The organism is Mammaliicoccus sp. L-M44 (assembly GCF_022386355.1).
Classification (GTDB): domain Bacteria; phylum Bacillota; class Bacilli; order Staphylococcales; family Staphylococcaceae; genus Mammaliicoccus; species Mammaliicoccus sciuri_A.
Window position 1 is genome coordinate 20680 of record NZ_JAJNIU010000015.1, and the last position, 21599, is coordinate 42278.

The 21599-nt window shown below is 33.5% G+C and carries 19 protein-coding genes and 1 pseudogene; 16 read left to right on the top strand and 4 right to left on the bottom strand.

Annotated elements, in window-relative coordinates; translation table 11 throughout:
* Window positions 1-23 precede the first annotated feature (23 nt).
* The 9 genes from LQ611_RS09255 to LQ611_RS09295 all read left to right on the top strand — a co-directional run bounded on the left by LQ611_RS09255 (window position 24) and on the right by LQ611_RS09295 (window position 10961).
* The gene (locus tag LQ611_RS09255; protein WP_025907231.1) at window positions 24-1553 is read left to right on the top strand and encodes an NADH dehydrogenase subunit 5; all 1530 of its coding nucleotides are present in this window, start codon (window positions 24-26) and stop codon (window positions 1551-1553) included.
* Window positions 1537-4086 carry a DUF2309 domain-containing protein gene (locus tag LQ611_RS09260; protein ID WP_239709534.1) on the top strand — a complete coding sequence of 850 codons (2550 nt, stop codon included), beginning with the start codon at window positions 1537-1539 and terminating at the stop codon, window positions 4084-4086. Before LQ611_RS09255 ends, LQ611_RS09260 begins: the two co-directional genes overlap by 17 nt.
* A gap of 51 nt (window positions 4087-4137) precedes the next feature.
* Window positions 4138-4620, top strand: a complete 483-nt coding sequence (locus LQ611_RS09265) for a carbonic anhydrase (protein ID WP_025907235.1) — start codon at window positions 4138-4140, stop codon at window positions 4618-4620.
* A 29-nt stretch (window positions 4621-4649) separates the two neighbouring features.
* Window positions 4650-5015 (top strand): Na-translocating system protein MpsC family protein, encoded by a 366-nt coding sequence (locus tag LQ611_RS09270; protein ID WP_025907236.1) that lies wholly within the window; start codon window positions 4650-4652, stop codon window positions 5013-5015.
* A gap of 151 nt (window positions 5016-5166) precedes the next feature.
* Window positions 5167-6819 carry a Na/Pi cotransporter family protein gene (locus LQ611_RS09275; RefSeq protein ID WP_107565366.1) on the top strand — a complete coding sequence of 551 codons (1653 nt, stop codon included), beginning with the start codon at window positions 5167-5169 and terminating at the stop codon, window positions 6817-6819.
* Between the two features lie 294 nt (window positions 6820-7113).
* Window positions 7114-8190 carry a Gfo/Idh/MocA family protein gene (locus tag LQ611_RS09280; protein WP_107565367.1) on the top strand — a complete coding sequence of 359 codons (1077 nt, stop codon included), beginning with the start codon at window positions 7114-7116 and terminating at the stop codon, window positions 8188-8190.
* Window positions 8191-8205: 15 nt separating this feature from the next.
* On the top strand, window positions 8206-8922 hold the full coding sequence (locus tag LQ611_RS09285; protein WP_239709535.1) for a ThuA domain-containing protein: 717 nt from the start codon (window positions 8206-8208) through the stop codon (window positions 8920-8922).
* Between the two features lie 17 nt (window positions 8923-8939).
* On the top strand, window positions 8940-9980 hold the full coding sequence (locus LQ611_RS09290) for a Gfo/Idh/MocA family protein (protein WP_182476214.1): 1041 nt from the start codon (window positions 8940-8942) through the stop codon (window positions 9978-9980).
* 12 nt (window positions 9981-9992) lie between these two features.
* The gene (locus LQ611_RS09295) at window positions 9993-10961 is read left to right on the top strand and encodes a sugar phosphate isomerase/epimerase family protein (RefSeq protein ID WP_025907246.1); all 969 of its coding nucleotides are present in this window, start codon (window positions 9993-9995) and stop codon (window positions 10959-10961) included.
* 300 nt (window positions 10962-11261) lie between these two features.
* Here the strand turns inward: LQ611_RS09295 and LQ611_RS09300 are convergent, their stop codons facing one another.
* From LQ611_RS09300 to scdA, 4 genes and pseudogenes are all read right to left on the bottom strand, one after another.
* Window positions 11262-12074: a nuclease-related domain-containing protein gene (locus LQ611_RS09300; protein WP_239709536.1), complete on the bottom strand. Its 813-nt coding sequence runs from the start codon at window positions 12072-12074 to the stop codon at window positions 11262-11264.
* 111 nt (window positions 12075-12185) lie between these two features.
* Window positions 12186-12623: a VOC family protein gene (locus LQ611_RS09305; protein WP_107565369.1), complete on the bottom strand. Its 438-nt coding sequence runs from the start codon at window positions 12621-12623 to the stop codon at window positions 12186-12188.
* Window positions 12624-12681: 58 nt separating this feature from the next.
* A pseudogene (locus LQ611_RS09310) lies at window positions 12682-13437 on the bottom strand (class I SAM-dependent methyltransferase).
* A gap of 25 nt (window positions 13438-13462) precedes the next feature.
* Window positions 13463-14146 (bottom strand): iron-sulfur cluster repair di-iron protein ScdA, encoded by a 684-nt coding sequence (gene scdA / locus LQ611_RS09315; RefSeq protein ID WP_025907252.1) that lies wholly within the window; start codon window positions 14144-14146, stop codon window positions 13463-13465.
* Between the two features lie 172 nt (window positions 14147-14318).
* On the opposite strand from scdA, the gene LQ611_RS09320 reads away from it, so the two are divergent.
* From LQ611_RS09320 to LQ611_RS09350, 7 genes are all read left to right on the top strand, one after another.
* Entirely contained in the window at window positions 14319-14816 is a 498-nt protein-coding gene (locus LQ611_RS09320; protein WP_204166964.1) for a PadR family transcriptional regulator, read from the top strand.
* Between the two features lie 16 nt (window positions 14817-14832).
* Window positions 14833-15813 (top strand): FAD-dependent oxidoreductase, encoded by a 981-nt coding sequence (locus LQ611_RS09325; protein ID WP_481817047.1) that lies wholly within the window; start codon window positions 14833-14835, stop codon window positions 15811-15813.
* Between the two features lie 70 nt (window positions 15814-15883).
* Window positions 15884-17218, top strand: coding sequence for a sodium-dependent transporter (locus LQ611_RS09330; RefSeq protein WP_025907258.1), 1335 nt, complete (start codon window positions 15884-15886; stop codon window positions 17216-17218).
* Window positions 17219-17253: 35 nt separating this feature from the next.
* Window positions 17254-18150 (top strand): cidABC operon transcriptional activator CidR, encoded by an 897-nt coding sequence (cidR, locus tag LQ611_RS09335; RefSeq protein WP_107565373.1) that lies wholly within the window; start codon window positions 17254-17256, stop codon window positions 18148-18150.
* A 148-nt stretch (window positions 18151-18298) separates the two neighbouring features.
* Window positions 18299-18682 (top strand): CidA/LrgA family protein, encoded by a 384-nt coding sequence (locus LQ611_RS09340; protein WP_048540515.1) that lies wholly within the window; start codon window positions 18299-18301, stop codon window positions 18680-18682.
* Entirely contained in the window at window positions 18679-19368 is a 690-nt protein-coding gene (locus tag LQ611_RS09345; protein ID WP_037560312.1) for an LrgB family protein, read from the top strand. Before LQ611_RS09340 ends, LQ611_RS09345 begins: the two co-directional genes overlap by 4 nt.
* 339 nt (window positions 19369-19707) lie before the next feature.
* The gene (locus LQ611_RS09350) at window positions 19708-21330 is read left to right on the top strand and encodes a BCCT family transporter (protein ID WP_107590457.1); all 1623 of its coding nucleotides are present in this window, start codon (window positions 19708-19710) and stop codon (window positions 21328-21330) included.
* The last annotated feature ends 269 nt before the right edge of the window (window positions 21331-21599 follow it).

Here is a 21599-nt window from a genome sequence, read left to right on the forward strand (position 1 = left end):
TTAACAGAAAAGGAGCAACCGACATGACAGGTTTATTAGTATTATTTTTTATTTCAATTGGATTAGCGCTTATAAGTAGCATCATATATTTAGTACCAAAAGTGGCAAAGACATATATTAATGTTCACTTAGTAATCGCATTTATACCAGTGCTTATCGCATTAATTGGCTTGTGTATGACAAGCGGAAATACATATATAGGATTTTGGCATTTAGATAAATTGTCATGGTTGCTCGCACTCTTTATTTTGAGCATTGGTCTTATTATTCAAAGGTTTTCCGTACGCTATTTAGATGGAGATGCTCAGTATCGTAAATATTTTTCATTATTTACTTTTCTGACGGTGTTTGCTTCAGTTGCTTGGTTAAGTAATGATTTAAGATTAATGGCGATATTATGGGGGTTAACGTTATTTTGTTTAACGCGTTTAATCGGTTTAAACAAACAATGGCATATTACAAAACGTTTAGCGAAAAGTACTAGCGTGATCTTTATCGTTAGTTGGATTGCTTTAGTAATCGCGATTTTGCTGACATACAATATAACGGGTGAATGGCAACAGTCTACTATTTTTAGTAATGGTCATCTTGACCAATTTGATTCATGGCAAGGTGTGGTTATTCAGTTGATGTTAGTGATATCGGTCATCATTCCAGCAGCTCAGTGGCCATTTCATAGATGGTTAATAGAATCTGTAGCGGCGCCAACACCAGTTTCAGCGATTATGCATGCCGGTATTGTAAATGTAGGTGGCGTCATTTTAACGAGATTTGCACCGATTTTTACAAATGAATGGATAATTGGGTTACTTATCATTATCGCAACGATTTCAGTATTGATGGGAGCGGGCATTAGTTTAGTACATGTGGATTACAAAAGGCAGTTAGTAGGTTCAACGATTGGACAAATGGGCTTTATGCTTATCCAATGTGCTTTAGGTGTTTATTCAGCAGCTATCGTTCATCTTATGTTACATGGATTATTTAAAGCGACATTATTTTTACGTTCTGGTTCTGCTGTAAGAACTTTTGATATGCCTTCAAGAATGAATGAAAGTGTGTCATATATATGGGTTCTAGTTGGTCGATTATTATCAATTATGATTGGTATTATCTTTTGGCTTATGGATCCGACAAGTAGTTACCAAATCATCAGTGCGCTTATTTTAGCTTGGTCATTGTCTGTTTCATGGACGCAACTGGTCGCATATGGTGAGGGTAAGTTAGGTAGAATCATTGGATTATTAGCACTATTAATTGTTGGTTTATCCTACTTTGGTGTACATCATTTATTCCATGATTTGTTACATCAATACGCAACAAATGTGAACCATACACCTATATTTGCAGTCATTATCATGATTGTATTGCTTTTAATAGGAAGTGCACTGAACTTGTGGGTTGCAAGAAATCATTCATCAAAAATCGTCACGATTATATATTTATGGATTGTACATTTAGGTGAATCGAAAGTGCAAAATATTGAAACACATCCACGCTATTTGAAAAATCATACGTTTAAAGGAGGTTATCAACATGACGCAAACAATTGAATTACAAAATGACATCACATATTCAATTAAAGAGGCGAGTCGTGTCATAACACCACTTTCTCCTATTAATATATTTGCAGCGAGACATCCTTGGGCAGGTTTAGAAGATCGTACTTTTGAAGATGTTGCGAGATGGTTTCAAAAGGTACAGGATGTCGATTTGTATCCGAACGAAAGTTTATTATTTGCTGCAATTGAAAATGGAGAAATTAAACAGGAATATATAGAAGAACGATTATCGGCATGGCTATCGAACGATAATACGCCATTAAACAAAGTGATGTTAAGAGAATACGCTGAAAGCATATTGTTTAATAGAACTCATAAAGTAAATCTTACTGAACAAGATCAACAACAATTAAGAACCTCATTAGAAAATGTTGCACTAAATAAACAACAAGATGATGACATTATTTTAAGTACGCGTATTGAACAATATTCTGGACAGACGTATTTAGATAAGTTGAATGCACAAGTGATTAAGTGGAGTAAATTATATCTTGATGATAATCAATCAGGATGGGCAATCCATAAAGATGGTAAAGGTTTCTATAAAAACTGGAAGAGGTTAGCTCATTTGGATCCTGCTTTATCGAAGGCAGAAAGGCATAAAATAAAAATGCTACCATCAACATCTATTGAAACAATAGAAAGTTGTTTAGACAAACTTGGTATATCAGAAGCACAAGTACAATCATATCTTGAAATACACTTGTTGGCTTTACCAGGATGGGCAGGTATGATGCTTTGGAAAGACGAACGTTTAAACTTGCTGACGGATTTTTTAGCTATAAGATTGGCTTTGGAATGGACATTGATGAGTGAGCATGCTCAAGAACAACAACATACTGACCATGACATTTCTCTAGTGCTATCTTGGTTTAAAACTGGCATTTTAACGTTGGAAAATTGGTTCGCATTATCTCAAGGTGAACGAGAAGACTATATAGCATTTGCACATCAATTTGATCGTATTACACAACATAAATTATTGCTTGAATCTTGGGAAGATACATATGCGTCACAATTACAAAGTGAAATTCAATCTCATATCCATCATGAAGATGATAAAGCACCTGTAGAGGCACAGCTCGCTTTTTGTATTGATACGCGTTCGGAACCTTTTAGAAGACAATTAGAAATGGAAGGTCCTTTCGAAACGATTGGCATTGCAGGATTCTTTGGATTACCAATTGAAAAGTGTGAACTCGGACATCAACATACACATAATGCTTTACCAGTAATGAATAAACCGCAACATAAGATTTATGAATACGAAGATGCACATCAATCCAATCATTACGTTGAAAAGAAAAAAAGTATTTCGTCAATATTTTATACATTTAAAAAAATGAAACAAAATGTATTACCAAGTCTGTTGCTTCCAGAACTAACAGGTTCATGGCTAAGTGTACAAACGATTGCGAGAAGCTTTATGCCTAAACGTACGGGATATTTGGTCAATCGATTTAATAAAAATCTTATGAATAAACCGGAAACGAAACTTTCTATAGATCATGCACCCAATCGGTTTGGTGATTTACCTATTGGGTTTACGAAACAAGAACAGCTTACTTACGCACGAGAAGCATTGGAATTAATGGATTTAACGGAAGATTTTGCGCCGTTAGTGGTCATATGCGGACACGGTAGTCATAGTGCAAACAATCCTTATGCAGCTTCATTAGATTGTGGTGCATGTGGTGGTTCAGCGAGTGGTTTCAATGCGAAAGTATTAGCTACTTTGTGTAATTTGCCTGAAGTTAGAGAAAGTCTCAAAAGCTATCACATTATAATTCCGGAAGATACAATCTTTGTTGCTGCTGAACATAGCACGACAACTGATCAATTAGAATGGCTATATGTGCCACAACTTTCAAATCAAGCTGAGCGCGCATTAGAAAAATTAAAACTAGCTTTGCCTAAAGCTGGGCATCAAGCAAATCGTTTAAGACTTAAAGATATTCCAGGTATGGAACATTCAAACGAACAATCGACAACTAAAGCAGAACAGTTGGCAAGTGACTGGAGTGAAATTCGACCAGAATGGGGATTAGCTAGAAATGCAACATTTGTAATTGGTAAGAGAACATTAACAGAGCAATCACAATTAAATGGTCGCGCGTTCTTGCATAATTATGACTGGACGAAAGATCATGATGGTGAAATTTTAAATACAATTTTAAGTGGGCCGGCGACAGTTGCTCAATGGATTAACTTACAATATTATGCTTCAACAGTTGCACCTTACTATTACGGAAGCGGCAATAAAATCACCCAGACGGTGACGAGTGGCATTGGTGTTATGCAAGGAAACGGTAGTGATTTACTGACAGGTTTACCTTGGCAATCAGTTATGAAAGCTGATGGGGAATATTATCATGCACCGATTCGATTATTAGTTGTGATACAAGCGCCGAATGATTACATTCGTAAACTACTCAAAGAAAATACTGCGCTTAACACGAAAGTTAAAAATGATTGGTTAATGCTATCAAGTATAGATGAAAATGGTGAATGGCATAAATGGTAAATAAATGAGCAGGAAAACAATTTATGTCCAGGACTCGAGAGGATGTATAATATGAATGATGAAAAAAATATACTCATACTATCTGATTTAAATACACATCTAGAAAGCCAACTTGTAGAATCTTTAAATTTCAACCCAAATCATGTGATGTCGATACAAAGCTTTCAGGCAGAAATTGCGCATGCATATGGTGATGTGATGCGGTCTATTATTATCGCGATTTACGAATATGATATAGAGAATGTTTATATCATTAGAAAGTCAGACGATAAACAAGTGATCGCATTACCTGAAAGTGTCAAAAGTCATACAGAAAAAATTAAAACACTTGATTACTTATTTGAAAATTGTAAGCCTGAGTTTAGTAGTGACAATATTCATGAATGGTTAAATGGTGAAAGTGATATTCATCAAAGTATTAAACAAAGCATTCATCAAGTGTCTAATCATCCACTAATACCATCTGGTATTACAATAAACGGTATGACCATCAATCAAAATAATATTGAAACAATTGCTGAACATTTAACATAAAGCAAAATTAGCATTAAGGAGAGACAAATATGGAAATGACTAAAGGAGCATGTGAATCAAAAATTAGTAAAGCCATTACACAATGGGAAAAAGAATATCTAGGTAGAGGCTCTCTATCTGTTAAGACAGATATTTTAAGAGATATGATTATTGTTGATTTACAAGGTGTCCTTACACCTGCAGAATATAGCGTATGTGAAACACAAGAAGGTTTATTGAGTATAAAACGGACACGTTCAAAATTAGTAGAATCAGATATGGAACATTTATACCAAATGATATTTGATATTACCCAACAAGACGTCAAAAGTTTCCATACAGATTTAAGTTCACGTACAGGTGAACGTATGATGATTTTTAAAATGCATCATAATATAGAAGAACTTTTTAATTAATAATTGCCAGAAATCGATAATGAAAACCCTTTAAAAATAAAAAATAGAAAGATAATCATAATTTTAATAAAATTTAATTAAAAATTTACATTAGCTTAACAATTATAGTTTATTATTCACAATGGTTACAATAACTTTAAAGAGGTGTGTTATGGAACTCTCGGCATTACAAATGATTTTTACATTCATCGGTGGTTTAGGTATCTTCCTATACGGCATTAAACAAATGGGCGATGGCTTACAAGCAGCAGCAGGAGATAGATTAAGAGGTATATTAAATAGATTTACAAGTAATCCTATTATGGGTGTACTTGCAGGTATGATCGTGACAATTTTAATACAAAGTAGTTCGGGAACAACGGTTATCACAATCGGACTCGTAAGTGCTGGATTTATGACGATGCGACAAGCAATAGGTGTTGTCATGGGTGCCAATATCGGTACGACGGTCACAGCGTTTATTATTGGGATTAACATTGGTGAATATGCTTTACCAATACTAGCATTAGGAGCGTTTTTAATTTTCTTCATTCAAAAAAGAAAAGTTAAAAATATCGGTATGATTTTCTTCGGATTTGGATCACTATTCTATGGTCTAGAATTAATGAGTGGTGCGGTGAAACCACTTGCTAATTTAGAAGGCTTTAAACAAATTATGTTAGATATGTCTTCTACGCCGATATTAGGTGTACTTGCAGGTACATTTGTGACGTTAATCGTGCAAAGTTCAAGTGCAACGATTGGTATTTTACAAGGTTTCTATACAAATGATTTAGTTTCATTGCATGGTGCATTACCTATCTTATTAGGTGATAATATTGGAACGACGATTACAGCTGTATTAGCAAGTTTAGCAGGCTCTATCGCTGCTAAGCGTGTTGCAATGGCGCATGTTATGTTTAATGTTATCGGTGCGACAATATTCTTATTAATTTTACCATTTTATGAAATGGCGATGGAATGGATTCAACACGCTATGAATTTAAATCCAAAAATGGTTATAGCATTTGCACACGGAACATTCAATGTAACAAATACACTTATACAACTACCATTCATCTTTGCATTAACTTGGATTGTAACGAAAATCATTCCAGGTGAAGATGTAAATGAGAAGTATAAACCGAAATATCTTGATAATAATTTAATTAATCGAGCGCCTAGTATCGCACTTCAAGAGGCTCAAGATGAAATTCAAAATATCGGTAAAATGACTGTTTCAATGTTGAATAATGTTGAAAATATTGATGAAAAAGCAATTAAAAAGCATAAAGATAAACACCTTGCAGTAGATAATATGTATGATAATGTACGTCAATATTTAAATAAATTATCTGAGAAGAAACTATCAGCTAAAGATGCTGAAAGGCTATCTGTTTTATATGATGTTAATAGAACAATATTGAAAGTATCAACTTTAACAGAATCATACTTAGAAGAATTGCAGAAGAAACAATCAGCTGATATTCAAATTTCATCAAAAGCAGAAGAAAGTATCGAACGATTATATGATCACGTAAAAATTTCATATGAAAAAACTTTTGAAGTATTTGATGTTTATGACAATCTGAAAAAAGACGAAGTTGTGAAACGAAGCCAAGACTCATATGTACTAGAGCATGACTTACGTAAAAAACATATCAAGAGATTAAGCTCTGGAGAATGTTCACCAGAAGGTAGCCTTGTATATATCGACATGATATCCATCCTCGAAAGAATCGGTTACCATTCACGAAATATATCAGAATCCATGATTAACCTCGGAGAACATTCATACACACAAACAACTGAAGTGAAAATATAAATAAGTACCACCTCATTTTGCTGATTAAATCAGGTAGAAATGAGGTGGTATTTTTATAATATGCGATTTTGTTTGTGGTCTTTTACTTCACATAATTCAGTTGTTTTTCTATTTATCATACTGAAAATATTTTTAACTTATGAAAATATATTCAGATGTAAAATATAAGTGTCTTTACAAGTGTTATTCGTTGGTGTTTATTGTTTTTTATTTTAACATAGTTATATAAACAAAATGTAAGCGATTGCTTAATATTATTAACTGTCGCATAAATACATAAAAGGGGTTGTACATATGAGTTTGAATGTAGGAATTATTGGTTGTGGTGGTATTGCGAATGGTAAGCATTTACCGAGTTTGCAAAAAATAACTGAAGTGAACATTGTTGCTTTTTGTGATATTGATATTGATAAAGCACAAGCAGCAGCTAAGGAATATGGTACGGAGAATGCGAAAGTTTACGAAGATTACCAATCACTCTTAAAGGATGATGCTATTGATGTCATTCATGTATGTACACCGAACAGTTCTCATAAGGAATTAACGGTTGCTTCATTAGATGCAGGTAAACATGTTATGTGTGAAAAACCTATGGCCAAGACGACAGAAGAAGCACAAGAAATGATTGAAGCGGCTAAACGTAATGGCAAGAAACTTACGATTGGTTATCAAAATAGATTTAGACCTGACAGTCAATATTTACATAAAGCGACAGAGCGTGGTGACTTAGGAGATATTTATTTCGGAAAAGCACATGCTATTCGTCGTAGAGCAGTGCCGACTTGGGGTGTCTTCTTAGATGAAGAACAACAAGGTGGCGGTCCTTTAATTGATATTGGGACACATGCACTCGATTTAACATTATGGATGATGGATAATTACGAACCAGAATCAGTAATGGGTTCAACTTTCCATAAATTAGGTAAGAAAGAAAATGCAGCTAATGCATGGGGACCATGGGATCCTGAAAAGTTCAAAGTAGAGGACTCAGCTTTCGGTTTTATTAAGATGAAAAATGGTGCAACAATCATGCTTGAATCAAGTTGGGCGTTAAACTCTTTAGAAGTAGATGAAGCAAAATGTTCATTATCTGGTACTGAAGGCGGTGCCGATATGAAAGATGGCTTAAGAATCCACGGAGAAGACTTTGGTTCTTTATATACAACGCAAGTAGAACTTGAAAATAAAGGCGTTGACTTTTATGAAGGTGAAAAAGTAGACGAAGCTGAAGTAGAGGCACGTAGTTGGATTGACAGTATTCTTAATGATACAGAGCCTGTTGTGAAACCAGAACAAGCAATTGTGATTACACAAATATTAGAAGCACTTTATGAATCAGCTAAGACAGGTAAAGCAGTATATTTTGACTAAGAAGGGGTTTTATTAATGAACATAACAGTATGGAATGAATATAGACACGAAGTAGAAAGTGAAGAAATTAAAGCAGTTTATCCTAATGGTATTCACAATGTTATTGCTGAATTTTTAGGCGAAGAACATGACGTTAAAACAGCAACATTAGATGAAGCGGAACATGGATTAACGGATGAAGTCTTAGCTGAGACTGATGTCTTGTTATGGTGGGGTCATAAAGCACATGATGAAGTGAAAGATGAAATCGTCGAAAAAGTAAAAGCACGTGTACTAGATGGTATGGGTCTTATCGTGTTACATTCTGGACATTTCTCTAAAATATTCAAAAGTTTGATGGGAACGACATGTGATTTAAAATGGCGCGAAGCAGATGATAGAGAGCGACTTTGGGTAGTTGATCCAACACATCCAATTACAGATGGATTAGGGCAATATATTGAATTGGAAAAAGAAGAAATGTACGGCGAACACTTTGATATACCGGCACCAGATGAAACAGTATTTATTAGTTGGTTTGAAGGTGGAGAAGTATTTAGAAGTGGTGCGACATTTAAGCGCGGAAACGGAAAGGTTTTTTATTTTAGACCGGGACACGAAAGTTACCCTACTTATTATAATGAAGAAATTCAACAAGTTATTAAAAATGCTGTTAAGTGGGCGAAAAATGACCGCACACCTAAACATCAATATGGTAACGCACAACCTTTAGAAGAAATTAGTAAGAAATAAAATAGGAGATTATATTTATGGATAAACTTAAACTAGGTGTTATAGGTGTCGGCGGTATCGCACAAAACAGACATATACCAGCTTTACAAAAATTAAATCACTTAGTTGAAATTGTTGGTGTACAAGATGTTAATCAAGAACTCGCTAAAAAAGTATCATCACAATTTCAAATTCCAAATGTCTTTTCAGAATATGAGGAGATGTTTAAAAGTGTAGATGCAGTCGTCATATGTACACCAAATAAATTTCATGCAGAAATAACAGTTGCAGCGTTAAATGCAGGTGTACATGTATTTTGTGAGAAACCAATGGCTATGAATCGAGAAGAATGTGATGCAATGATTGAAGCGGCAAATCAATCCGGTAAAGTGCTCGCAATAGGCTATCATTATCGCTTTACAGATGCTGCAATAACAGCTCGTCGTGCAATTGATGAAGGTGTTGTAGGTGATTCGCTTGTAACGAGAGTACAAGCATTGCGTCGAAGAAAAGTGCCAGGTTGGGGTGTGTTTACAAATAAACAACTTCAAGGTGGCGGCAGTCTAATTGATTACGGATGCCATTTATTAGACCTTGCTTTATGGTTACAAACTGATGCGAAACCAGTCGAAGTATTAGGCAAGACGTACAACCGTTTAAGTCAGACACCTAATCAAATCAATGATTGGGGAACGTTTGATCATGAAACGTTTGAAGTAGATGATCATGTATCTTCATTTATAACATTTGAAGACGGTTCAACGATGCAGTTTGAATGCTCATGGTCTGCGAATATTAAAGAAGATAAAATTCACTTAAGTATGTCTGGTGTAGATGGTGGCATTAACCTTTATCCATTTGAAATTTATCAACCTCGATTTGGTACATTTTTCAACGAACAAGCATATGCTGAACATAATGAAAATATTGCTGCAGAACGTCAGACTTTAAACTTTGTGAACAGTTGTTTAGGACTAGAGTCGCTAGTCGTGAAACCTGAAGAAGCAAGACGCGTGAGTGCATTAATAGATGCAATTTATGAAAGTAGTGAACAAGGTACGAGTGTTAAATTAAAATAAGGGGTGTTACATATGAAAATTGGTGTATTTACAGTACTTTTTCAAGATAAAACGTTTGAAGAAATGTTAGATCATGTTGCAGATTCAGGATTGAAAATGGTCGAAATCGGTACAGGTGGGAATCCGGGTAACCATTTTTGTAATGTAGATGAATTGTTAGAAGATGAAAGTAAAAGACAAGCATTTATGGATGCTATCAAGAAACGCGGATTAGAAATCAGTGCATTTAGTTGTCATGACAATCCTGTTTCACCAGATAAAGAACATGCTAAACAAGCACATGAGACATTTATTAAATCGGTAAAATTAGCTTCAATTCTAGGTGTCCCAGTTGTTAATACATTTTCAGGTATACCGGGGTCAGATGAAGACGCTAAACATCCAAACTGGCCAGTAACACCGTGGCCAACAGCTTACTCAGAAATATTAGAGTGGCAATGGGAGAAGAAGTTGATACCTTATTGGAAAGAAGCGGCGCAGTTTGCTAAAGAACACAACGTTAAAATAGGTATTGAACTACATGCTGGATTCTCAGTACATACACCACATACACTTTTAAAACTTAGAGAAGCGACAAACGATGCGATTGGTGCGAACTTAGATCCGAGTCATTTATGGTGGCAAGGCATTGATCCGATAGCAGCTATTAAAATTTTAGGTAAAGCTGGTGCGATTCATCATTTTCATGCAAAAGATACTTATATCGACCAAGAAAATGTCAATATGTACGGATTAACAGATATGCAGCCGTATAGTTCAGTTCAAACACGAGCTTGGACATTCAGAACAGTCGGTTATGGACATAGCCCACAAGTATGGGGAGATATTATAAGTGCATTGAGAATCAATGGATATGATTATGTAGTGAGTATAGAACATGAAGACCCAATCATGTCAGTAGAAGAAGGATTCCAAAAAGCAGCACATAATTTACAAACAGTGAATATAAACGAATCATTAGGAAATATATGGTGGGCATGAATAAAACCATGGTTTCAGCTTGAGTGCTGATACCATGGTTTTAATTTTTGAGGGGGGTGAATCTAGGGAGATGGGGTCTGTAGATTCACTTTTAAAAATTAGAAATATACAAAAACATACAGTCATTTTATAAATTTGGGCTCAAATCTTGGCTTAAAGAGGTAGTAAAGCCAAGAGATTGCCTAAGTCTTGGCTTAAAGAAGGAGTAAAGCCAAGAAGAGCCCAAATTTCATACTTAAGAAGGTAATATTCTATAAATAAAAATAACTTTTATGTTTTCCTTTCTTTTTAAAATGACTTTTACATACTCTTCTGATAGCATGCGCATCCCCACCACAATTCTGCTTCTTTCAATGTAAATGGCTCATTTTTTAATACGTATAATTCTTTTAAATTTTCTAAGTAAAGTAACTGTCTCTGTATCTGTCTTGAGCAATACATACAATGACCGAATCTCATTCGTTTATCTAATTGTATTTGGTTGATTTTACGGCAATGTGGACATCTTAAGCCTGGTTTGATTTGCTCGAATGGAATCATATGTCTAGGATAGGTCTTGGAAAAGTCTTGCTTAAGTGTTTTGATTTTATTGAGGATGGCTCTATTTTCGTCTACTTTAAAATTATTAAATAGCCTTGGAATTTTGTGTAACTCTGTTGGTAACAGTACCTGTTTACGATTAGGTATGTCAGAGTGAAGTGTAAATGTGGGGTTTGTAAATACGAGATAAGATATAATATCTCGTTTAATATTGAGATGTGATTTAATCAGTTCGAGTTCATATTCAGCTCTTTTCATTTGTGAAAAAGGGGTTTGGAATATATTTCCGTAACTATTTTTCATTTGATTATCGATGATATAATAGTCGCCTTTATAGTGTTTAACTTCTAAATTAATCATCTTATCATCATCTACAATGAGGAAATCGAGTTGAATTTGGTTCTTTATATTTAATTCAATGTTATGTACATAATTTAACTTAAGTTCTTTATCTAACATTTGTTGTACAATTTGTTCACCTTCTTCTCCTTGGATTTGTCGATAAATTTCTTGGGTGTCTTGATTGGCATCTATTCGACCAAAGATTGCCTTGTTATATAGTGTGAGTTCCATCTATCAACCTCCTATTTTTTTACAATTATTATATATAATATTCCACTAAAATACAAATAAAAACATTTTAGAAACCATTTATCTTGATTTCCAAAATGTTTTTATCATAACTTATTTGAGTTTTTCTGCTAATTCGATATAAATGCCTTCTGGACCTTTGATATAACACAATTTGTAGATGTCTTCGAATTGCGTAATTTCTCCAATCACATGAGAAGATGTTGTGGCCAATTGTTCTACAACTTGTTCAATATTTTGAACTGAAAATGCAAAATGACTAGCACCTATATTTCTTGGGAAATGTATAGATTTGTTAGTCGTTGATGATTGATCACGAAATTGTATGAGTTCTATAGCTGTTTCATCGTGAGGAACTTTCATCATAGCAATGCTTGCTTCTAAAGCATCTACACCATAAATATTGCCAATCCATTCACCGTTAATATTTTGTTCTCCAATTAGTTCCAATCCTAACGTACTAAAAAATTCTTTAACAGATTCCAAATCTTCAATGATTATACCTACATGGTCCATTTTATTTAATTTCATGTTTACATCTCCAATTCAGTTAATAGTTATATTATAACTATTATATCTGTTGAGACGGTTATTTCCTAACAGCATGAACAATATAATTCATATCTTTTTTATATCGTTTCATTGTTTTAAACATATTAAAGAACATAGAGCGATTTTCTTTTTTTAAGGCATTTTTTTAAATTTTAAGTGTACCAAATACACCTTCGTCTCGTATCATACCAGCTGGTGTCATAAGTGTTAACGCACCAATGTGCGATTCTATTTGTTTGAAACCAGCATCTTGATAAAGTTTATACCATTCTGCTGTTGGTAGTGGGGTTACTTTAACGTTAATGGCATCGCTTAAATGATGGATAATTTCATCTTTAGATTTAACGTTAATAATGGCGATATCATGTGTTAATACGATGCCACCTGGTTTCAAGACGCGATAATATTCTTTTAATGCTTGTTCTTTCGCTTTAATTGGCAACATTGTAAGCATCGCTTCATTTAATACTATATCAAATTGTTCATCTTCAAATGGTAAGTTCATCGCATTAGCTTTTTGAACATTAATTAAATGAGATAAGTTTGCAGATGATACATTTTTAATACCTTTTTCTAGAGCTTTAGCATTTAAGTCGACACCTTCAATTCTACATCCGTAAGTTTTTGCAATTTGCATAGCTTTTGTACACATATTGCATCCAACTTCTAATACATATTTATCTTTCGTGAAATGCCCTTTTTTAATGAGCCAATCTGTCGCAATTTTTCCACCAGGTCTTAATCTTTTCTTACCTAACTTTGCTAAAAATGTATGTCCTACTTCTTTCTTTATAATGAATCATTCCTTTAAAAAGTTTTTAAAGTAGATGTTTGTATTTCTTAAATAATACGTGGTTTTCTAAATGAACATGTTCATGTGTGTCGCGTTCTAATTGTTCTAAACGTTGATAGACAAGTCTCCAAGTACCACATGCTTCTAGAGGTGGTTGGTAATCGTTTGTGATGGCACGTATTTCTCGTAATAATTGTCCAGCTTCATCATGTTCATCAACTAAAGATGTAATCGTTTCGTTTAATTGATCAACTTGTTTACCTGCTGATACATCTAAAAGTTTAGGGAACGACTGATGATCTTCTTCGTCAATATGTTCTAATAATGCAGACTTCAATTTAGTATATAAGTCCTTTAGTTCTAATAAATATGGATGACTTGGACCGTGAACTTTAGCCAACTTTGTAACATAAGGTGTTAAGTTTTGAAATTCAGTTCTCAAAGCTTTGTGATATCGAGATTGAATGTACTGAATAAGTGATGAAGCATCTAAATATTTAATATCAATTCCACCATTTTGTTGATCGACAGGTATGCTATTGAGTTGATTTAACAATGTTTCTAAATCGACCTTTTTATTATTAGAAACGGCTTCATCAATGGATACATCACCTCCACAACAAAAGTCGATACCGTATTTACGAAAAATATCAGCAGACTTTGGAATATCTGTTACGACATCAGCAACATGACGCTCTTTAGTAATCATGTAATGACCTCCTTTAAAATATTTACCTTCTATATATCTCAATTATATTATATGAGAAACATTCTCAGTATTAGGGAATTCCATGAAAATTACATAAAATTGTAAAAAATATGGTGTGAAAAGATGTCGATAAAATTTATTCCGATATATCGAAAAGAAGAAAGGTGATTATATGTTTAGAAGAAATTTTGAGGGAAGATTTAACAATCACAGAGGTCATATGATGAATCGTGATGGCTTTGATTTTGGTAAAGGTTTTGGCGGTCATCCGGGAAGAGATCGTTTCTTTAAGAAAGGGAACTTACAATTTATTATTTTAAAAATGTTAAAAGAAGAACCGAAACATGGTTATCAAGTCATTAAAGATTTAGAAGAAAGGTTTAAAGGATTCTATGCACCAAGTCCAGGTTCAGTTTATCCAATTTTACAAATGTTAGAAGATAGAGACTTTGTATCAATTTCTAAAGATGGTAATAAAAAAGTTTATACAATTACAGATGAAGGCGAAACATTTTTAAATGAAAACATCGATCAAGATGAATTTACGAAACGATTAGAAGGATTCCAAAATGTTGATATTAAAGCAATGGAAGATGATGAGAAAAAAGCGAAATTCGAATCATTTATAAATGAAACAAAAGAAAAAGCAAAAAACTTATATAAAAACTAAAAAGAAGGTAAACATGTTGAAAAGCAATAAAAATAATAAAGTCGCAATTATAGGTGGAGGTCCTAGTGGCTTAATGCTCGGTTTGTTATTACAGAAACAAGGGATTCCATTTACGATATTTGAAAAAGGTGAGCGCAATATTAATGGCAATAGAGGTGGTTCGTTAGACATTCACGAAGAATCCGGACAATTGCCGATTAAAGAAGCTGGTCTTATTGAAACATTTAAAAGTATGGCAAGATTTGAAGGCGAAGATACAAAAATTCTAGGACCAGATGGCACATTGTATTTTGAAGATGATGCAGAAGGTGAAGGCGGAAGACCAGAGATTGATCGTGGTGAACTTTGCGATATGATTCTTAACGAAATTAATCCAGAAAACATCCGTTACCATTATGAATTTAAAGCAATAGAAACGTTAGATAATCATAAAGTTAAAGTCACTTTTAATAAGAATGGTAAAATCATGGCGCTTGGCGGTGATCAAGCTATACTCGGGCAATTTAACGGTGATGGATCAATTAAAGTTTATGTCACTTATCGCATGCCTTATAAAGATTTAGATACGTATAAAGCTTTGTCACCTGACCAACTAAAATCACGTTTATTACAAGATTTTAAAGATTGGGATAAAGAGCTTTTAAAATACATTTCATACGCTGATGATCAACCTTTATTTAGAAGAATTTATAAATTACCAATTGGTTTCAAATGGGAACGACAATCGAATGTGACATTGTTAGGTGATGCCGCTCACGTTATGAGCCCATTCGCTGGCGAAGGTGTTAATACAGCATTATATGATGCGTATTTATTAGCACGTGCATTTAAAAATCATGACAATTTAGAAGATGTGATAGCAGCTTACGAAGATGAAATGTACAAAGCTTCTGAAGAACACGCGCAAGAATCTCAAGATAATTTAGATTTAATGTTTTCGGATAATGCTGCTATAAAAATGGGCAGTATATTTACAGATGTAGAACAAATGTCATAAAAATTCTTACTGTGTAGATGATTAATTTACGTTATACTTCAATTAAGGAAGAACTGAATGGAGTGATAACATGGTCAATCAAAGAGATCAATGGTCATCTAAGATAGGATTTATTATGGCATCAGCAGGTGCTGCAATCGGTATTGGCGCAATATGGAAATTTCCTTATGTTGCAGGTCAATTCGGTGGTGGCGCCTTCTTATTGTTATTTATTATATTTACATTATTTATCGGATTACCGATGTTGATTTCGGAGTTTATCATTGGACGTGCAACAAACAAAGAAGCTGTTGCGGCCTATGATACGCTAGCACCTAAATCACCATGGAGAATAACGGGCAGACTTGGTGTTATTGGATGTTTCTTATTATTATCCTTTTACAGTGTTGTAGGTGGTTGGATTACAATCTATACAGCATTGGGATTAACAGGCAATCTTATATCTGATGGTACAAACTACGGTAAAGTCTTTGAACAAATTATAGGAGAACCATTTACTGTATTAATCGGTGTGTTTGTCTTTATATTGATGAATGTTGTTGTGTTAAACTTTGGTATTAAAAAAGGTATTGAACGTGCCAATAATGTATTAATGCCTTTATTATTTATATTCTTTATTATTCTTGTTGTGAGAGCAGTAACTTTAGAAGGTGCGTCTGAAGGTTTATCTTTCTTCTTTAGTTTCAACTTTAAAGATTTCTCAGCTGAAGGCGTATTATATGCGTTAGGTCAGTCATTCTTCGCTTTAGCTGTTGGATTCTCATGTATGGTTACTTATAGTTCATATTTAAGTAAAAAAGAAAGCTTACCAACGTCAGCTATGTCAGTATCGATTATGAATATTATCGTGTCTATATTAGCAGGAATGGCGATATTCCCAGTTGTATTTGCATTCTCATTAGAACCTACTGAAGGTCCTGGATTATTATTTATCGTATTACCTAATGTATTTGGTCAAATGGCATTTGGTTCAGTATTCTTAACGTTATTTTTACTGTTATTCTTATTTGCGACATTGACTTCTTCATTTAGTCAATTTGAAATTATCATTTCAGCTTTCGAAAAAGAAGGCAAAAGATCGCGTTCAAAAATAGTATGGATATTAGGCTTATTGACATTTATCGCTTGTATTCCGTCATCACTATCATATGGTGTTCTTGCAGATGTTTCGATTTTTGGAAAGTCTATATTTGATGCAACAGATTATTTAGTGAGCAACATATTATTACCAATTGGCTGTTTACTAATCGCAATATTTATTTCGTTTAGAATGGATCAAGCTATCGTAAAACGAGAATTCCAAATGGGTAATCAACTGTCTTTAAAATGGTTTAAATTATGGAAATTCTTAATGAGATATATCATTCCGATTATTATACTTATCGTATTTATTTGTTCGCTTTAAGTCTGTCATGAAATCCATGAAATGAGGTATAGCAAATGGAATTTAAACAGTTAAAATATTTTGTGGAAATTGTTAGAAATGGTGGTATGACCCAAGCTGCAGAACATTTATTTGTAGCGCAATCTACAATTAGTAAAGCTGTAAAAAACCTTGAAAACGAATTTGATGTCACGCTTTTTGATCGTTCACAAAAACACATTAAACTAACAGATACTGGCGAAGTATTTTACGATAAAGCGGTAGAATTCTTAACGCTGTTTGATCATTTGACGCTCGAACTGAATGATATCTTTGAAGTGCAACGTGGACATATTAGATTAGGTTTGTCGCCTATGATTAAAGTGGATCTTATAACAGATAGTCTCGAGAATTTTCATGGTAAATATTCTAACGTCACATACGAAGTTACTGAAGGTGGCGGTAAAGCGGTAGAACATTATATTAATAAAGATGAAGTAGATATTGGTGTGACGACATTACCAGTAGACTCATCTAAATATAACAGCGTGTCACTTTATAAAGAGGAATTGTTTTTAGTAGTGAATAAGTCACATAAACTTGCCAAGAGACATCAAGTTTCAATCAGAGAATTGAAAGATGAAGAATTTGTCTTGTTTCACGATGACTATTATTTAAGAGATATGATTATTGAGAACTGCAGGAAAGAGGGTTTCTATCCAAAGACAGTTGCTAAAATATCACAGCTTACCTTTATCAGCAATATGATAGAAAGAGGACTTGGTCTGTCTATTGTGCCACAAAGTATTGCTGAACAAATGAGTGATGATGTGACAATGATTGAACTTGAAGGTGAAAAGATATATTGGCATCTCGGATTAATTTGGAAAAAGGGTGCCTATGTTAACAGAGTTACGAAAGAATGGATATTATTTCTAAAAGAATCACTAATCAAGAAACAGGCTGGAACATAATGTTCTAGCCTGTTTTTTGCTTTGAACAATAAAATATAATCAAACTATTCCGAAGTGGAATATGTTAAATCGATAATATGTATTTTATTAATACTTTGAACCGTCCTATAATATTGTCTATGACGTCTTATTAAAAGGGTGAGCGCATATGATTAAATTGTTTATAAAGATACTATTTCAAGTATCTCTCATATATATGATTACTCAAATTGGTAAATGGCTTCAAGAAATATTACATATACCAATTGCAGGTAGTATTGTTGGACTAGCATTATTATTTTTATTACTTCTAACAGGTATTTTACCTGAACGATGGATAGAAGTCGGTGCTAATAAATTAATTAATGTTATGATTTTATTTTTCGTGCCTTCCATCGTAGGCATTATGGATATTGCAGATCAGATTGGACCAGGTTATATCATTATGGTCGTGTTACTCATAGTGAGTACAAGTTTGGTAGCACTGTCATCTGGTTATGTTTGTGAGAAGTTTTTAAATATTAATAAAACGGATAAGGAGAATGCATCATGATTATACAATCTTTATTGATGGTACTTTTAACATTAGCTTGTTTTATCATCGCTAAGAAACTACAAATTAAATACAAACATCCTATACTCAACCCTGCACTGATTGCTTCAATTATGATTGTCACTATTTTATTAGTATTAGGTATGAATTACAAAGACTACATGGTAGGCGGTTCATGGATTCATCAATTTTTAGACTGTTCAGTTGTGAGTTTAGCGTATCCGTTATATAAATATAGAAAGTTGATTGTCGCGAACTTCAAAATTATTATTTCAAGTGTATTAGCTGGTATCATGGTTAACTTTGTTCTTATTTATGGAGTTCTCTTTTTAATGGGATATCCAAGTTCAACGATTGTCACAATTTTACCTAGATCGATGACAGCAGCAGTAGGTATTGAAGTGTCTCACCAAATGGGTGGAACAGATACGATAACAGTTATGTTTATTATAGCGACAGGTTTAATTGGTAGTATTTTAGGTAATTTTTATATTAGTAAAGCGAAGTTTACAAGTGATTTAGCAAAAGGTTTAACGTATGGTAATGCTTCACATGCGTTTGGTACAGCAAAAGCTTTGGAATCTAATATTGAAGCAGGTGCGTTTAGTACAATTGGTATGATTTTAACAGCTGTACTCAGTGCGATTATGTTACCAGTACTTTATTTAATGACCACTTATATTTAATGAGATATAGAAGGAGATATGGCAAAATTCATGTCATATTTCCTTCTTTTTTATATAAATTTATATTCGTAAAACATGTATAAAAATACATAATAAAAGAACATTAGATTCGTTACGTTCGTTAAATTTTAACTTAACACAACCGTTATAGCAATATTTATAATGATTATAAAATGAGGTTTATATATATTTATTCATAAGTAATGATGCTTTTCATTGTATGTAATTTGCATTTTTATTAAAACTTCTATATCGTCTTCATTGTGATTTAAATCATCGTGTTCATTAAAAATGATTATTTAACGATGTACATTAATCGACAACGAGGAGTGTTCAGAAGTGAAGAAACATAAAGTAATGGACTGGTGGACATTTTATGGGACGGTTGCAGTATTACTTATCGCTGTTATACCGATGATGGTATTCCCTAAAGCTAGTCAAGAAGTCATCACAAGTATCAATGATATTATTTCGGATTCATTAGGAGCATGGTATCTATTACTTGGATTGATTGTTTTTGCATTTGTATTATACATAGCGTTTGGGAAATACGGGAATGTCACTTTAGGTAAAGCAAGTGATAAACCTGAATTTAATAATTTTAGTTGGATTTCGATGCTGTTTTGTGCGGGGATCGGTTCAGACATTTTATACTGGGGTGTCATCGAATGGGCATACTATTATCAAGTGCCGCCTTATGGTGCAGGTAGTATGACGGATGAGGCACTCGAATATGCAACGATGTATGGCATGTTTCATTGGGGGCCAATAGCTTGGGCGATTTATGTGTTACCTGCTTTGCCAATTGGTTATTTAGTATTTGTTAAGAAGAAACCAATCTATAAAATCAGCCAAGCATGTAGACCAATTTTAAAAGGTCAAACAGATAAATTACTCGGTAAAATTGTAGATATTTTATTTATTTTTGGATTGTTAGGAGGTGCGGCGACATCATTAGCACTAGGTGTGCCAATGATTTCTGCAGGGATAGAGCGACTCACAGGACTTGACGGTGAAAATATGGTTATGAGAAGTATTATCTTACTCATCATTACGGTCATCTTTGCATTTAGTTCTTATACAGGCTTGAAAAAAGGTATACAAAAATTAAGCGATATTAACGTTTGGCTAACATTCTTAATTTTAGGAATCGTACTGATTGTTGGACCAACGATATTTATTATGGAAACGACTGTATCAGGATTAGGAAATATGTTGAAGAATTTCTTTAGAATGGCAACATGGTTAGAACCATTTGGAGGTATTGGTGATAGAAAAGAAACAAACTTCCCACAAGATTGGACGATATTCTATTGGTCTTGGTGGTTAGTATATGCACCATTTATTGGCTTATTTATTGCCAGAATTTCCAAAGGTCGTACGTTAAAAGAAGTCGTATTAGGTACAATTATTTATGGAACTTTAGGATGTGTATTATTCTTTGGTATCTTTGGTAACTATGCAGTGTTCTTACAAATTTCAGGACAATTTGATGTCATTCAATACTTGAATCAACATAGCGCTGAAGCCACTATAATAGAAGTGATGCATCAATTACCATTTCCAAAAGTAATGATTGTCCTATTCTTAATCTCAGCATTCTTATACTTAGCAACAACATTTGATTCAGGATCATATATATTAGCAGCAGCAACTCAACAAGAAGTCATAGACGAACCATTAAAAGCAAATCGTTTATTCTGGGCGTTTGCATTATGCTTATTACCATTTTCATTAATGTTAGTAGGTGGAGAACGAGCCTTAGACGTCTTGAAGACGGCATCCATATTAGCGAGTGTGCCTCTAACTGTTATATTTGTGATGATGATGGTTTCATTTATCCGGACACTAGGCGGAGATCGAATTAAATTAGAAGAACGAGCTGAAAAATTAAAAGCAGTTGAACGACGATCATTAAGAATCGTTCAAGTACGAGCAGAAAAAGAAGACGATAACTTATAAAGAAAATTCCAACAAAATCTCATGATTTTGTTGGAAATTTTTATATCTTAATTTTTTAAAACAATCTAACACTGAAGTGTTCGCAACAACTATCATTTTGAATGAATAATTTCTTCATTAAATTGACTGAAAATTTAAAAAGAACAGTTGACATCATATGCTGTATCGGGTATGCTAATCAACATAATTTATTATTTCTTAGTAAACTTATCTGTTTTAAATAATTTCTAATAAAAACATTGATTTTAAACTTAAAAAGCTTGTAGAAA

What these genes read in the sequence shown, in the direction of transcription:
- LQ611_RS09300 (WP_239709536.1), bottom strand. Translation starts at nt 12,074, where the DNA reads ATGGAACTCACACTATATAACAAGGCAATCTTTGGTCGAATAGATGCC.
- LQ611_RS09255 (WP_025907231.1), top strand. Translation starts at nt 24, where the DNA reads ATGACAGGTTTATTAGTATTATTTTTTATTTCAATTGGATTAGCGCTT.
- LQ611_RS09345 (WP_037560312.1), top strand. Translation starts at nt 18,679, where the DNA reads ATGATTATACAATCTTTATTGATGGTACTTTTAACATTAGCTTGTTTT.
- LQ611_RS09275 (WP_107565366.1), top strand. Translation starts at nt 5,167, where the DNA reads ATGGAACTCTCGGCATTACAAATGATTTTTACATTCATCGGTGGTTTA.
- LQ611_RS09260 (WP_239709534.1), top strand. Translation starts at nt 1,537, where the DNA reads ATGACGCAAACAATTGAATTACAAAATGACATCACATATTCAATTAAA.
- LQ611_RS09320 (WP_204166964.1), top strand. Translation starts at nt 14,319, where the DNA reads ATGTTTAGAAGAAATTTTGAGGGAAGATTTAACAATCACAGAGGTCAT.
- LQ611_RS09290 (WP_182476214.1), top strand. Translation starts at nt 8,940, where the DNA reads ATGGATAAACTTAAACTAGGTGTTATAGGTGTCGGCGGTATCGCACAA.
- LQ611_RS09340 (WP_048540515.1), top strand. Translation starts at nt 18,299, where the DNA reads ATGATTAAATTGTTTATAAAGATACTATTTCAAGTATCTCTCATATAT.
- LQ611_RS09270 (WP_025907236.1), top strand. Translation starts at nt 4,650, where the DNA reads ATGGAAATGACTAAAGGAGCATGTGAATCAAAAATTAGTAAAGCCATT.
- LQ611_RS09295 (WP_025907246.1), top strand. Translation starts at nt 9,993, where the DNA reads ATGAAAATTGGTGTATTTACAGTACTTTTTCAAGATAAAACGTTTGAA.
- scdA (WP_025907252.1), bottom strand. Translation starts at nt 14,146, where the DNA reads ATGATTACTAAAGAGCGTCATGTTGCTGATGTCGTAACAGATATTCCA.
- LQ611_RS09305 (WP_107565369.1), bottom strand. Translation starts at nt 12,623, where the DNA reads ATGAAATTAAATAAAATGGACCATGTAGGTATAATCATTGAAGATTTG.
- LQ611_RS09285 (WP_239709535.1), top strand. Translation starts at nt 8,206, where the DNA reads ATGAACATAACAGTATGGAATGAATATAGACACGAAGTAGAAAGTGAA.
- cidR (WP_107565373.1), top strand. Translation starts at nt 17,254, where the DNA reads ATGGAATTTAAACAGTTAAAATATTTTGTGGAAATTGTTAGAAATGGT.
- LQ611_RS09265 (WP_025907235.1), top strand. Translation starts at nt 4,138, where the DNA reads ATGAATGATGAAAAAAATATACTCATACTATCTGATTTAAATACACAT.
- LQ611_RS09330 (WP_025907258.1), top strand. Translation starts at nt 15,884, where the DNA reads ATGGTCAATCAAAGAGATCAATGGTCATCTAAGATAGGATTTATTATG.
- LQ611_RS09280 (WP_107565367.1), top strand. Translation starts at nt 7,114, where the DNA reads ATGAGTTTGAATGTAGGAATTATTGGTTGTGGTGGTATTGCGAATGGT.